The 13,427-nt window shown below is 70.2% G+C and carries 11 protein-coding genes; 8 read left to right on the top strand and 3 right to left on the bottom strand.

What is annotated here, in order from left to right:
- The first annotated feature begins 55 nt into the window (after positions 1-55).
- From AB8735_RS09090 to AB8735_RS09080, 3 genes are all read left to right on the top strand, one after another.
- Positions 56-751: an HAD family hydrolase gene (locus tag AB8735_RS09090; protein ID WP_372406545.1), complete on the top strand. Its 696-nt coding sequence runs from the start codon at positions 56-58 to the stop codon at positions 749-751.
- Positions 752-1,146: 395 nt separating this feature from the next.
- Positions 1,147-2,742, top strand: coding sequence for an ABC transporter substrate-binding protein (locus AB8735_RS09085; protein ID WP_372406543.1), 1,596 nt, complete (start codon positions 1,147-1,149; stop codon positions 2,740-2,742).
- 171 nt (positions 2,743-2,913) lie between these two features.
- The gene (locus tag AB8735_RS09080) at positions 2,914-4,503 is read left to right on the top strand and encodes an ABC transporter substrate-binding protein (RefSeq protein WP_372406542.1); all 1,590 of its coding nucleotides are present in this window, start codon (positions 2,914-2,916) and stop codon (positions 4,501-4,503) included.
- 61 nt (positions 4,504-4,564) lie between these two features.
- Here AB8735_RS09080 and AB8735_RS09075 read toward each other — a convergent pair whose 3' ends face one another.
- Positions 4,565-5,236 (bottom strand): response regulator, encoded by a 672-nt coding sequence (locus AB8735_RS09075; RefSeq protein WP_372406541.1) that lies wholly within the window; start codon positions 5,234-5,236, stop codon positions 4,565-4,567.
- Between the two features lie 14 nt (positions 5,237-5,250).
- A complete protein-coding gene (locus AB8735_RS09070; RefSeq protein ID WP_372406540.1) occupies positions 5,251-6,207 on the bottom strand; it encodes a RecB family exonuclease in 957 nt (318 codons plus the stop codon).
- Between the two features lie 131 nt (positions 6,208-6,338).
- Between AB8735_RS09070 and AB8735_RS09065 the strand changes: the two genes are divergently transcribed.
- From AB8735_RS09065 to AB8735_RS09055, 3 genes are all read left to right on the top strand, one after another.
- Positions 6,339-7,571 carry a site-2 protease family protein gene (locus AB8735_RS09065; RefSeq protein ID WP_344025006.1) on the top strand — a complete coding sequence of 411 codons (1,233 nt, stop codon included), beginning with the start codon at positions 6,339-6,341 and terminating at the stop codon, positions 7,569-7,571.
- A gap of 62 nt (positions 7,572-7,633) precedes the next feature.
- Positions 7,634-8,533, top strand: a complete 900-nt coding sequence (locus AB8735_RS09060; protein ID WP_344025008.1) for a tRNA (adenine-N1)-methyltransferase — start codon at positions 7,634-7,636, stop codon at positions 8,531-8,533.
- A 181-nt stretch (positions 8,534-8,714) separates the two neighbouring features.
- Positions 8,715-9,254 carry a hypothetical protein gene (locus AB8735_RS09055; RefSeq protein ID WP_372406539.1) on the top strand — a complete coding sequence of 180 codons (540 nt, stop codon included), beginning with the start codon at positions 8,715-8,717 and terminating at the stop codon, positions 9,252-9,254.
- A 4-nt stretch (positions 9,255-9,258) separates the two neighbouring features.
- Here the strand turns inward: AB8735_RS09055 and AB8735_RS09050 are convergent, their stop codons facing one another.
- Complete coding sequence (locus tag AB8735_RS09050; protein ID WP_344025013.1) at positions 9,259-9,594, bottom strand: ferredoxin; 336 nt, start codon at positions 9,592-9,594, stop codon at positions 9,259-9,261.
- Positions 9,595-9,836: 242 nt separating this feature from the next.
- On the opposite strand from AB8735_RS09050, the gene arc reads away from it, so the two are divergent.
- Together arc and dop are read left to right on the top strand one after the other, a co-directional pair.
- Positions 9,837-11,603, top strand: a complete 1,767-nt coding sequence (gene arc / locus AB8735_RS09045) for a proteasome ATPase (protein WP_344025015.1) — start codon at positions 9,837-9,839, stop codon at positions 11,601-11,603.
- A 300-nt stretch (positions 11,604-11,903) separates the two neighbouring features.
- Positions 11,904-13,415, top strand: a complete 1,512-nt coding sequence (gene dop, locus AB8735_RS09040) for a depupylase/deamidase Dop (protein ID WP_344025017.1) — start codon at positions 11,904-11,906, stop codon at positions 13,413-13,415.
- The last annotated feature ends 12 nt before the right edge of the window (positions 13,416-13,427 follow it).

The following is a 13,427-nucleotide window of genomic DNA, read 5'->3' as shown; positions in this document are numbered from 1 at the left end:
TGAAGGCCGGTCCGCATCGCGGGCCGGCCTTCTTGTCCCCTCAGGAGGTGTGCGGATGACCAGCGGCATCCCCGCGCTCACGATCCCGCAGGCCACAGGCGGTGCCCTGCAGGCCGTGCTGCTCGACATGGACGGCACGCTCGTCGACACCGAGGGCTTCTGGTGGGAGGTGGAGGTCGCGGTCTTCGCGGAGCTCGGCCACCGGCTCCTGGAGGAGTACCGGGAGATCGTCGTCGGCGGCCCCATGCACCGCAGCGCGGCCTTCCTCATCCAGGCCACCGGCGCCAGGATCGCCCTGGCCGAGCTCACCGCCCTGCTCAACACCCGGTTCTCCGAGATGATCGGCCAGGGCGTCCCGCTGATGCCGGGGGCCCGGCGGCTGCTCACCGAGCTGGCCGCGCACGCCGTGCCGACCGCCCTGGTCTCCGCCTCGCACCGGGAGATCATCGACCGGGTGCTGCACACCCTGGGCCCGGAGCACTTCACGCTGACCGTCGCCGGCGACGAGGTCGAGCGCACCAAGCCGCACCCCGACCCGTACCTCGCGGCCGCCGCCCGGCTCGGCGTGGAGCCGGGCCGCTGCGCCGTCGTCGAGGACACGATCACCGGGGTGACCGCCGCGGAGGCGGCCGGCTGCCGGGTGGTGGCCGTGCCGTCCGTGGGGGCGATCCCGCCGGGTGCCGGACGGACCGTCGTCCGCTCCCTCGAAGAAGTCGATCTCGGATTCCTGCGGAACTTGATCACTCATTGAGCCCGGCCCCCTGGAATCCTCAACAAACTCTGAGCGCCGGTCCGACTGTTTTCCGTGACCAATCCCGCGGTAATTGCCAAGCGCCGCAAGGTCATTCGCCAAGTGATGTTCGTCACCGGGCGGGTTGGCGCCGGAGCGCTCCGCGCCCTGGATGACGCACCCTTGTGTCCGCATTCGGTAGGCCGTGCACGAATCGTTCCGGCGTCGCGATATCGGCCCATGCCCCGTCGTTATCGCGGCGTGATATCGCATCAGGTAGGCCGCGTTCCGGTCATGGTGGTGGCGCGCACTAATCTCTTCGCGAGTACTTCACGGCCGCTTCCGTGGGGCCGTGCAGAGTGCTTCCGTACGGGTCCCGGCGCGCGCCGTTCGCACCACAGGGAGATCACCGCACAATGAACCGCAAGACGTTGGTGCTGCCGACCGTGGTGGGCCTGCTGGCCCCCGTGCTCGTCGCCTGTGGCGGCGGCGACGGAACCAAGGGCAAGGGCGCCATCGTCGTCGGGACCACCGACCGGTTCGAGCGGACGACGGACGCCCCCGCGCCGTTCGACCCGGCCGCGGCCTACGACGTCGGCGTGTGGAACGTGCTGCACAGCACCTTCCAGACGCTGCTCCGGCTGCCCCGCTCCGGCTCCGAGCCCGTCGCCGACGCCGCCGAGAAGTGCGTCTGGACCGACCGGCGCAACGAGCAGTACCGGTGCACCCTGCGCAAGGAGCTCACGTTCTCCAACGGGAACGCGATGACCGTCAAGGACGTCAAGTTCTCCATCGAACGCGCCCGGGCCATCGACTTCGAGAACGGTCCGGTCTCGCTGCTGAGCAACATCGACCGGGTCGAGACGCCCAACAACCGCGAGATCGTCTTCCAGCTCAAGACGCCCGACGCGACCTTCCCGCAGAAGCTCGCCACCCCGGCCGCGGCCATCGTCGACAGCAAGTCCTACCCCAAGGACAAGCTGACGTCCGACGGCTTCAAGGTGGTCGGCTCCGGCCCGTACACCATGGAGACCGAGGAGCAGGACGACCGCGTCGTCAAGGCCGTCCTCACCAAGAACCCGGACTACAAGGGTTCGGTGACGGTGCAGAACGACAAGGTCGAGATGCGCTTCTACGACGACGCCAAGTCGATGGAGAACGCGCTCAAGGCCGGTGACATCGACGTGATGAACCGGACCCTGTCGCCGGACCAGATCGCCGGGCTGCGCAGCGCCACCGGCCAGAAGGTCAAGCTGCTGGAGTCGCCGGGCCACGAGATCGGCTACCTGGCGTTCAACGTGGACGACCCGGCCGTCAAGCCCAAGGCCGTCCGCCAGGCCATGGCCCAGCTGGTCGACCGCCAGGTGCTGGCCCGCGAGGGCTACGACCGCACCAGCGACGCGCTCTACTCGCTGGTCCCCAGCGGCATCCCGGGCCACCTGAACTCCTTCTCCAACCAGTACGGCGACCCCAGCGTCGAGAAGGCCCGCACCCTGCTCAAGGGCGCCGGCATCAGCACCCCGGTGCGCTTCACCCTCTCCTACTCCTCCGACCACTACGGCGAGGCGACGGGACGGGCGTTCAAGGCCCTGCAGAAGCAGCTGAACGGCAGCGGCCTCTTCGAGGTGAAGCTCCAGGACGTGAAGTGGGCGGAGTTCCGCCCCAACGCGGCCAAGGGCCAGTACGCGGTCTACGGCATGGGCTGGTTCCCCGACTTCCCGGACCCGGACAACTTCATCGCCCCGTTCTTCGGCAAGGACAACTTCCTCCGGTCCCGCTACCAGAACGCGAAGCTCAACGACCTGATCCCGCGCAGCCGTCAGACCTCGCAGCGCGACTCGGCGGCCAAGCTCTTCCAGCAGGCGCAGGACATCGTCGCCGACGAGGTGCCGGTGCTGCCGCTGTGGCAGGGCAAGCAGTACGTGGCGGCCCGGGACAACATCACCGGCGCGGAGTGGGTGCTCAACGACGCCTCCGAGCTCCAGCCGTGGGAGCTCGTCCGCGGCAAGTGACCCGTCCCCGGCGGCAGTCCACGGCCCGTCGGACCCCCCAGGCAACACTCAGCAACACCAGGCAACACTCAGCAATACCAACGCTCCACCTGCACCACCAGCACCACAGAGAACTCCCCAGCGAGCGGACGCCCGTCCGCCCGGACGACTTGAACTGTGAGGAACGTGTACGTGAGGAAACGGGACCAGTGGCTTGCCGCCCCGCTCGGCGCGGGGCTCGCCGCCGCGCTGCTCAGCGGATGCGGCTCGGACGACGGCACGGCGGCGGGCACCGGTGAGTCGGTGGTCATGGGGATGTCCGACGAGGTCGTGTCCACCGACCCGGCCTCGGGTTACGACCCGGGCTCCTGGCTGCTCTTCAACAACGTCTTCCAGTCGCTGCTGAGCTTCCCCAAGGGCAGTAACTCCCCGCAGCCCGAGGCCGCGAAGAAGTGCGGCTTCAAGGACCGGAACAGCACCGTCTACGAGTGCGTCCTCAACGACGGGCTGACCTTCAGCAACGGCCACGCCCTCACCTCCGAGGACGTCGCCTACTCGTTCCGCCGCACCATCAAGATCAACGACAAGGACGGTCCGGCCGCGTCCATGCTCTCCACGATCAAGGAGATCAGGACGCCGGACAAGAAGACCGTGACCTTCCGCCTCAAGCGGCCCGACGCGCCCTTCCCGCTGAAGATCGCCTCGGGTGCCGGCTCGATCGTGGACCACACGGAATACCCGGCCGACCGCCTCCGCACCGACGGCAAGGCCGTCGGCTCCGGCCGCTACACCCTGGACTCGTACGACAAGGACCGGGCCGTCTTCAAGGTCAACGGCTCCTACAAGGGCTCCGCGGTCGCCCAGAACAGCGGCATGACCCTCAAGCTCTTCCACGGCAAGCAGGACGAGCTCAAGGACGCCCTGAAGAAGGGCGACGTGGACCTCGCCTACCGTGGCCTGGCCATGGACGACATCGCCTCCCTGGAGGCCGGCGGCTCCCGCAGCACCCTCAAGGTCATCCAGGGCAGCAGCGCCGAGGTCCAGCACCTGGTCTTCAACACCAAGGACCCGGTGGCCGGCAAGACCGCCGTGCGCAAGGCCGTCGCCTACCTCGTGGACCGCAGCGCCCTCGTCCGCGACGTCTACAAGCGCACCGCCGAACCGCTCTACTCCGTCGTCCCCAGCGGGATCACCGCCCACCGGACCCCGTTCTTCGACGTCTACGGCGACCGCCCGCAGCCGGACAAGGCCGCCGGCGTGCTCAAGGACGCCGGGATCAAGGGCAAGGTCAAGCTCACCCTGTGGGGCACGCCGATCCGCTACGGACCCGGCACCGTCCCGGAGTTGAAGGCCATCGCCAAACAGCTCAACGCCAGCGGGCTGTTCGAGGCCGACGTGAAGAGCGTCCCCTTCGGCGAGTACCAGAAGGGCATCGAGGCCGGCCAGTACCCCGTCTACGTCAAGGGCTGGGTCCCCGACTACCCGGACCCGGACAACTTCACCGCGCCCTTCTTCGGCGAGGACAACGGACTGGCCAACCACTACGAGTCCAAGGAGATCTCGGGCATCCTCCCGGCCACCGCCGCGGAGAGCAGCCGCGCCGCCACCGACGGCGACTTCTCCCGGCTCCAGCAGACCGTCGCCCAGGACGTACCGGTCCTCCCGCTGTGGCAGGGCAAGCAGTACGCCGTCGCCAACGAGCGGATATCCGGCCTCCAGTGGACCCTGGACGCCTCGACCGTCTTCCGCTTCTGGGAGATCAGCAAGGGCAAGAAGAGCTGACCCGCACCCCATGCGAAGGGCCCGCCGGTACGAACCGGCGGGCCCTTCCGTCATGCCCGGGTCACTGCGCGCCGGGGCGCACCAGACCGCTCTCGTAGGCGTAGACCGCCGCCTGCACCCGGTCGCGCAGCCCCAGCTTGGTCAGCACATGGCCCACATGCGTCTTGACCGTCGTCTCGCTCACGAACAGATCCGCCGCGATCTCCGCGTTGGACAGACCGCGGGCCACCAGCTTGAGCACCTCGACCTCGCGGTCCGTCAGCGTGGTCAGGGCGTCCGGCAGCGGCTCCTCGCCCGACGGCAGATGGGTCGCGTACTTGTCGAGCAGCCGCCGGGTGATGCTCGGCGCCAGCATCGCCTCGCCCCCGGCCACCACCCGGATCGCCTGCACCAGCTCATGGGCCGGGGCGTCCTTCAGCAGGAAGCCGCTCGCCCCGGCCCGCAGCGCCTCCACCACGTACTCGTCCAGGTCGAAGGTGGTGAGCACCAGCACCTTCGCCGGGCCGTTCCGCTCCGGGCCGGTGATCTGCCGGGTCGCCTCCACCCCGTCCATGCGGGGCATACGGATGTCCATCAGCACCACGTCGGGCTGGAGCGCCCGCACCTGGTCGAGCGACTGGAGGCCGTCGCCGGCCTCCCCGACGACCGCGATGTCCTGCTCGGCCTCCAGGATCATGCGGAAGCCCGTACGCAACAGGGGCTGGTCGTCGACCAGCAGGACACGGATCGCCACGGAAAACTCCTTCGCTAGACCGCGTCCATTCTGCCCTGACCTGCTCTCGGGGCGGGGACGGGCAGCGGATACGGCGGGGGAGTGCCGCCGAACTCCGGGCACCGCGCCTGATGGTCGCACCAGCCGCACAGCTTCGTCGGCCGCGGGCGCCAGTCGCCCGTCTCCGTCGCCAGCTCGATGGCCTCCCACAGGGCGCGCAGCTTCCGCTCCACCGCCCGCAGCTCCTCCTCCACCGGGTCGTACGTCAGCACGTCGCCGCTGCCCAGGTAGACCAGCTGGAGCCGGCGGGGCACCACCCCGCGCAGCCGCCAGATCACCAGTGCGTAGAACGTCATCTGGAACAGGGCCTCGTCGCGGTACCGCGGGGCCGGGGCCTTGCCCGTCTTGTAGTCGACGATCCGCACCTCGCCCGAGGGCGCGACGTCGACCCGGTCGACGATGCCCCGCAGCACCAGCCCCGAATCCAGCGTCGTCTCCACGAAGAGCTCGCGCTCGGCCGGCTCCAGCCGCGTCGGATCCTCCAGCGAGAACCAGCGCTCGACGAGCCGCTCCGCCTCCGCCAGCCAGACCGCGAGCCGCTCCTCGTCCCGCCCGCCGTCCCCGTCGGCGAACAGCTCCGCGAGCTCCGGGCGGGCCGCCAGCAGCTTCTCCCACTCGCCGGGGACCAGCCCGCGCGCCCGGGGCGCCGTCCGCTCGGCCGCCGGGACGTCGAAGAGCCGCTCCAGCACGGCGTGCACCACCGTGCCCCGGGTGGCCGCCGGGCTCGGCTTCTCCGGCAGCCGGTCGATCACCCGGAACCGGTACAGCAGCGGGCAGCGCATGAAATCGGCCGCGCGCGAGGGCGACAGCGAGGCCGGCCGGGCAGCACCGGGCTGCGCCGGGACCGGCGGGGACGGCGGGGCGACGGCCGGTGCCCCGGCGGACTGCGCCGCTTCGTCGGGGGCATCGGGGGCGTCGGGAGCGGATTCCATGGCACAGAACCCTACGGCCCCCCACCGACAATGAGCGGCATACCATCGACGGCAGAAGCCCTCGCACTGCATGATCGTGGCAGGGCACGCGCACCGGGAGGTGCGCGAGCGGCATCCGACGAGGGGACACCGTGGACAACACCGGGCGGCAGGGCGGGTCCGGCACCGGGGGCGACGGCCACCAGGCCGGGCAGCGGGGCAGCGGGCCGCAGCGGCCGCGCGAGAGCGGCGGGGGCATCCTCATGGGCCGCCCCTTCGGCGTCCCCGTCTACGTGGCCCCCAGCTGGTTCCTCGTCGCGGCCCTCATCACCTGGGTGTTCGGCGGCCAGCTCGACCGCGTCCTGCCCGAGCTCGGACGCGCCCGCTATCTGGTCTCCCTCTTCTTCGCCGTCGCCTTCTACGCCTCGGTCCTCGTCCACGAACTGGCGCACACCGTCGCCGCGCTCCGCTTCAAGCTCCCGGTGCGCCGCATCCAGCTCCAGTTCTTCGGCGGGGTCTCCGAGATCGAGAAGGAGAGCGAGACCCCCGGCCGGGAGTTCGTCCTCGCCTTCGTCGGCCCGCTGCTCTCCCTCGTCCTCGCCGGTGTCTTCTGGCTCGGCCTCCAGGCCGTCGAACCGGCCACCGTCCCCGGCGTGCTCCTCGCCGGGCTCATGGTCTCCAACCTCCTGGTCGCCGCGTTCAACCTGCTGCCCGGCCTGCCCCTGGACGGCGGCCGGATGCTCCGCGCCGTCGTCTGGAAGATCAGCGGCCGGGCCATGACCGGCACCGTCGCCGCCGCCTGGGTCGGCCGCGCGCTCGCCGTCAGCGTCCTGATCGGCCTGCCGCTCCTCACCCAGGCCGACCGCTCCGACAGCTTCGGCAGCGTGGACTCCCTCACCGACGCCCTGCTCGCGGCCATCCTCGCCGCGATCATCTGGACCGGCGCCGGCAACAGCCTGCGCATGGCCCGGCTCCGCGAACGGCTCCCCGGGCTGCGCGCCCGCACCCTCACCCGCCGCGCCGTGCCCGTCGGGGCCGCCACCCCGCTCTCCGAGGCCCTGCGCCGCGCCAACGAACAGGGCGCCCGCGCCCTCGTCGTCGTCGACGGAGCAGGCGCCCCCACCGCCCTGGTCCGCGAGTCCGCGATCGTCGGCATCCCCGCCCACCGCCGTCCCTGGGTCACCGTCGGCACCCTCGCCCAGGACCTCCAGGACGGCATGCGGATCTCCGCCGAGCTCTCCGGGGAGGAACTCCTGGAGACCCTGCGCCAGACCCCCGCCACCGAGTACCTCGTCGTCGAGGAGACCGGCGAGGTCTACGGCGTGCTGTCCACCACGGACGTCGAGCGCGCCTTCGTCGCCGCCATGGCTCGCACCCCGTCCTGAGTCCGGGGCCGGGCCCGGGGCCCGTGGTGCCCGGGCCGCCGCGGGCCCGGTACGCTGGTCACATGTCCGAACCGACCGGTGCCGCCCGCCGTCGCGGGCCCTTCCAGGTCGGGGACCAGGTCCAGCTCACCGACCCCAAGGGACGCCACTACACCTTCACGCTCGAAGCCGGGAAGCAGTTCCACACCCACAAGGGTGCCTTCCCGCACGACGAGCTGATCGGTGCTCCCGAGGGCAGTGTTGTCCGTACCACGGGAAACGTCGCCTACCTCGCGCTGCGCCCCCTGCTCCCCGACTACGTCCTGTCCATGCCGCGCGGAGCCGCCGTGGTCTACCCCAAGGACGCGGGGCAGATCCTGGCCATGGCCGACATCTTCCCCGGCGCCCGCGTCGTGGAGGCCGGTGTCGGCTCCGGCTCGCTGAGCAGCTTCCTGCTGCGCGCCATCGGCGACCAGGGCATGCTGCACTCCTACGAGCGCCGCGCCGACTTCGCCGAGATCGCCACGCAGAACGTGGAGCGCTACTTCGGCGGCCCGCACCCCGCCTGGCAGCTCACCGTCGGCGACCTCCAGGACAACCTGTCCGACACCGATGTCGACCGGGTCATCCTGGACATGCTCGCCCCCTGGGAGTGCCTGGAGGCCGTGCGCAAGGCGCTCGTCCCCGGCGGCATCCTCTGCTGCTACGTGGCGACCACCACCCAGCTCGCGCGCACCGTCGAGTCCATCCGGGAGATCGGCTGCTTCGCCGAGCCGTCCGCCTGGGAGACGATGGTCCGCACCTGGCACGTGGAGGGCCTGGCCGTCCGCCCCGACCACCGCATGATCGGCCACACCGGCTTCCTGCTCACCGCCCGCCGCCTGGCGGACGGCGTCGAGCCGCCGATGCGCCGCCGCCGCCCGGCCAAGGGCGCCTACGGCGAGGACTACACCGGCCCCGGCGGAGCCTCCGCCGAACGCTGACACGTCGACGCGTTGACGACGCATTGACGCGGGGCGCCGCCACCGGGTGACGAACTCGGTGGCGGCGCCCTCGTGTTGGAACTCCGCGCCGGACGGGGAGTCGCCGTTCCGCGGCATGCGCGCATGTGCGACGATGCGCACCGTCCCCCGCAATTCCGGCACTTCACAGGAGCCAGCGCGCGTGCAGCCCCCGGCAGGACTCCCGCACACCCACTCGCGTCCCGTCCACTGGCTGCTGACGGCCCTCGCGGTGGCCGCCGTACTCCTCGGGGCCGCCCTCGTCGGCCCCGGCGACGACACCGCCACCGCGTCCGCCCCGACCGCCCCGGCACCCGATCCGGCCGCCGTTTCCTACCCGTTCGACTGCGGCACGGTGGGCGTGGAGGTGGTGCGGCGGGCCGCCGCCGACCTCGACGGCGCCGCTGCGACCGTCGCCGTCGTGCGCTGCCGCTCCGGCGCCGGTACCGCACCCAATGGCGTCTACGTCCTGACCGCCGAACAGGGCGCCGCGCCAAGGGTGACGGCGACCCTGGTCGATCCCGCGCAGCGGATGAACGTCACCGGATTCGCGGTCCGGGACGACGTGGTTTCGGCCACACTGCTCGGCTACTCCTCGGCGGACGTGCCCCGCTGCTGCCCCGACCGGCGACGGGACGTCCAATGGCGGTGGCGCGACGGGAAGTTCGTCCTGACGGCACTGCCCGTCGCGGGGCGTGCCTGATCCGTCACGCGGCGTCGGGTCCGTAGACCTCGACCCGGTCCGAGACGCGGCGCACATGGATGCAGTCGCCGGGGCAGTCCTTGGCGGAGTCGCGCACGTCGGCCAGCAGCGGCAGCGGAACGCGCGTGGTCGCCCCGGGTTCCTGCAGGAGTTCGTCGTCGGGGCTCTTCACATAGGCCAGTCCGTCGATGTCGAGCTCGAACACCTCGGGGGCGTACTGCGCGCAGATGCCGTCCCCCGTGCACAGGTCCTGGTCGATCCAGACCTCGAGGGCCTCCTCCGGGCCCCCGGCCGCCGGGTCCTCGGCGACGGTCGCACGGTCTTCGTTCTGGACGGTCATTGCGTTGACGTTTCCTGCCTACGTGAATCAATTGGAGCCAGCACGGACGGGTGTTGACCGAGTTCGACAATACCTCCGCCCGCTTTCCGATGTTGATGGGTGGGTATTCCCCTGTCGTGAGGACGTGCGCAAGGGTGAAGATCGGACACACTCCGACCGGGTTTGTGATCTAGGGGTTTCAACCTGCACCGGCCCAGGTAGGGTCTGGAAGCGTCCAGCTCCCCTTGGAGGAGGTGAGGACCGTGGCAGCCCACGACGACGACATCAACCGCGGCATCCGGCCGGGACGGGGCGGTGACGACCCCGCCGGCCAGGTTGCCTACCTCGAGCAGGAGATCGCCGTCCTGCGGCGCAAGCTCGCCGACTCTCCGCGGCACACGAGGATTCTCGAAGAGCGGATCGTCGAGCTCCAGACCAACCTGGCAGGGGTGTCCGCACAGAACGAGCGGCTCGCCAACACCCTGCGCGAGGCCCGCGACCAGATCGTGGCCCTCAAGGAGGAGGTCGACCGGCTCGCCCAGCCGCCGGCCGGCTTCGGGGTCTTTCTCCAGGCGAACGACGACGGAACGGTGGACGTCTTCACCGGGGGACGCAAACTCCGGGTCAACGTCAGCCCCAGCGTCGACGCCGACGAGCTCAGGCCCGGCCAGGAGGTCATGCTCAACGAGGCGCTCAATGTGGTCGAAGCCATGGCGTTCGAGCGGGCCGGGGACATCGTCACCCTCAAGGAGATCCTCGAGGACGGCGAACGGGCCCTGGTCATCGGGCACACCGACGAGGAGCGTGTGGTGAGGCTCGCGGAGCCGCTGCTGGACATCACCATCCGCCCCGGCGACGCCCTGTTGCTCGAATCCCGCTCCGGCTACGTCTACGAGGTCATCCCGAAGAGCGAGGTCGAGGAGCTCGTCCTCGAAGAGGTCCCGGACATCGACTACACGAAGATCGGCGGACTGGGCAACCAGATCGAGCTGATCCGCGACGCGGTCGAGCTCCCGTACCTCTACCCCGACCTCTTCAAGGAGCACGAACTCCGGCCGCCCAAGGGCGTCCTGCTCTACGGACCGCCCGGCTGCGGCAAGACGCTCATCGCCAAGGCCGTCGCCAACTCCCTTGCCAAGAAGGTCGCCGAGGTCACCGGCAAGCCCGCGGGGAAGAGCTTCTTCCTCAACATCAAGGGCCCCGAGCTGCTCAACAAGTACGTCGGCGAGACCGAGCGGCACATCCGGCTGATCTTCCAGCGGGCACGGGAGAAGGCCGGCGAAGGCACCCCGGTGATCGTGTTCTTCGACGAGATGGACTCCCTGTTCCGCACCCGCGGCTCCGGCGTCAGCTCCGACGTGGAGAACACCATCGTCCCCCAGCTCCTCTCGGAGATCGACGGCGTCGAGGGCCTGGAGAACGTGATCGTCATCGGCGCCTCCAACCGCGAGGACATGATCGACCCCGCGATCCTGCGCCCCGGCCGGCTCGATGTGAAGATCAAGATCGAGCGCCCGGACGCCGAGGCCGCCAAGGACATCTTCTCCAAGTACCTGACCGAGACCCTGCCGCTGCACGCGGACGACCTCACCGAGCACAGCGGCTCGGCCAGGGCGACCGTCGACGGCATGATCCAGTCGGTCGTGGAGCAGATGTACGCGGAGTCCGAGGAGAACCGCTTCCTGGAGGTCACCTACGCCAACGGCGACAAGGAGGTCCTGTACTTCAAGGACTTCAACTCCGGGGCGATGATCCAGAACATCGTGGACCGGGCCAAGAAGATGGCCATCAAGGCCTTCCTGGACCACAACCAGAAGGGCCTGCGCGTCTCCCACCTGCTCGCCGCCTGCGTCGACGAGTTCAAGGAGAACGAGGACCTGCCCAACACCACCAACCCCGACGACTGGGCCCGCATCTCCGGCAAGAAGGGCGAGCGGATCGTCTTCATCCGCACCCTCGTCACCGGCAAGCAGGGCGCGGACACCGGCCGCTCCATCGACACGGTGGCCAATACCGGTCAGTACCTCTAGCACCTCCGTCCGGCTGCGGATGACGGTCTCCTTCCGGTTCCCGCCCCCCGGCGGAACCGGCCGGAAACCGCCCGTCCGCGGCCGGACGCGTTTTGCGCCAGATATCCGCGCACGGCACGACCGTGCCGATGTTGCCGCACGAACCGGAGCAATGACTGTAATGATCTCCCCAGGGCCGCAAAGCCGTTCTAGGCTCGTCGGTACCACCGCGACGCGCGTGGGGGATGCACACGGACCGGATGCGCAGCGGTACTTGAGTGGCGACCCCGCCCGGGGGCGCCACCGGGCAAGGAGGGCCGCATGACCGTACGGCGAGTAATGGGCATCGAGACGGAGTACGGGATCTCCGTCCCCGGTCACCCGAACGCCAATGCCATGCTCACCTCGTCCCAGATCGTCAACGCCTACGCGGCCGCGATGCACCGGGCACGCCGTGCCCGCTGGGACTTCGAGGAGGAGAACCCGCTGCGGGACGCCCGGGGCTTCGACCTCGCCCGCGAGGCGGCGGACGCCAGCCAGCTCACGGACGAGGACATCGGCCTCGCCAATGTGATCCTCACCAACGGCGCCCGGCTGTACGTGGACCACGCCCACCCCGAATACAGCTCCCCCGAGATCACCAACCCCCGCGACGCCGTCCTCTGGGACAAGGCCGGGGAACGGATCATGGCCGAGGCCGCCGAGCGCGCCGCCCAGCTGCCCGGAGCCCAGCCGATCCACCTCTACAAGAACAACACCGACAACAAGGGCGCCTCCTACGGCACCCACGAGAACTACCTCATGAAGCGGGAGACCCCCTTCTCGGACATCGTCCGCCACCTGACCCCCTTCTTCGTCTCCCGCCAGGTGGTCACCGGCGCCGGCCGCGTGGGCATCGGTCAGGACGGCCGTGAGCACGGCTTCCAGATCAGCCAGCGCGCCGACTACTTCGAGGTCGAGGTCGGACTGGAGACCACCCTCAAGCGCCCCATCATCAACACCCGCGACGAACCCCACGCCGACGCCGAGAAGTACCGCCGCCTCCATGTGATCATCGGCGACGCCAACCTCTCCGAGATCTCCACCTACCTCAAGCTCGGCACCACCTCGCTCGTCCTCGCCATGATCGAGGACGGCTTCATCTCCGGCGACCTCGCCGTCGACCAGCCCGTCCGCACCCTCCACCAGATCAGCCACGACCCCACGCTGCGCCGGCTGATCACGCTGCGCAGCGGTCGCACGCTGACCGCGGTGCAGCTCCAGATGGAGTACTTCGAGCTGGCCCGCAAGCATGTGGAGGACCGTTTCGGGGCCGACGCGGACGAGCAGACCAAGGACGTCCTCGCGCGCTGGGAGGACGTCCTGGGCCGGCTGGAGAGCGACCCGATGAGCCTGGCGGGCGAGCTGGACTGGGTGGCCAAGCGCGAGCTCCTGGAGGGCTACCGGCGGCGGGACGGCCTGGACTGGGACGCGGCCCGGCTGCACCTGGTCGACCTGCAGTACGCGGACGTCCGGGCGGACAAGGGGCTGTACAACCGGCTGGTCGCCCGGGGCCGGATGAAGCGGCTGCTGGACGAGACCGAGGTCGAGCGGGCGCGCACGGCCCCGCCGGAGGACACCCGGGCGTACTTCCGGGGCCGCTGCCTGGAGCAGTACGCGGACGACGTGGCCGCGGCCTCCTGGGACTCGGTGATCTTCGATCTTCCGGGCCGGGACTCGCTCCAGCGGGTCCCCACCCTGGAGCCCCTGCGGGGCACACGCAACCACGTCAAGGAACTGCTGGACCGCTGTCGCACGGCGGAGGACCTGGTACGGGTGCTGTCCGGGGGCTGAGGGGTCCGGGAG

The sequence above is a fragment of the Streptomyces luteireticuli genome (assembly GCF_041519305.1).
In the GTDB taxonomy this organism is placed as follows: domain Bacteria; phylum Actinomycetota; class Actinomycetes; order Streptomycetales; family Streptomycetaceae; genus Streptomyces; species Streptomyces luteireticuli.
Note: the sequence above shows the minus strand (reverse complement) of the source record. Positions and strands in the feature narration are given on the sequence as shown.

Coding starts and splice junctions, on each gene's coding strand:
- AB8735_RS09090 (WP_372406545.1), top strand. CDS start 56: ATGACCAGCGGCATCCCCGCGCTCACGATCCCGCAGGCCACAGGCGGT.
- AB8735_RS09085 (WP_372406543.1), top strand. CDS start 1,147: ATGAACCGCAAGACGTTGGTGCTGCCGACCGTGGTGGGCCTGCTGGCC.
- AB8735_RS09060 (WP_344025008.1), top strand. CDS start 7,634: ATGTCCGAACCGACCGGTGCCGCCCGCCGTCGCGGGCCCTTCCAGGTC.
- dop (WP_344025017.1), top strand. CDS start 11,904: ATGACCGTACGGCGAGTAATGGGCATCGAGACGGAGTACGGGATCTCC.
- AB8735_RS09070 (WP_372406540.1), bottom strand. CDS start 6,207: ATGGAATCCGCTCCCGACGCCCCCGATGCCCCCGACGAAGCGGCGCAG.
- AB8735_RS09050 (WP_344025013.1), bottom strand. CDS start 9,594: ATGACCGTCCAGAACGAAGACCGTGCGACCGTCGCCGAGGACCCGGCG.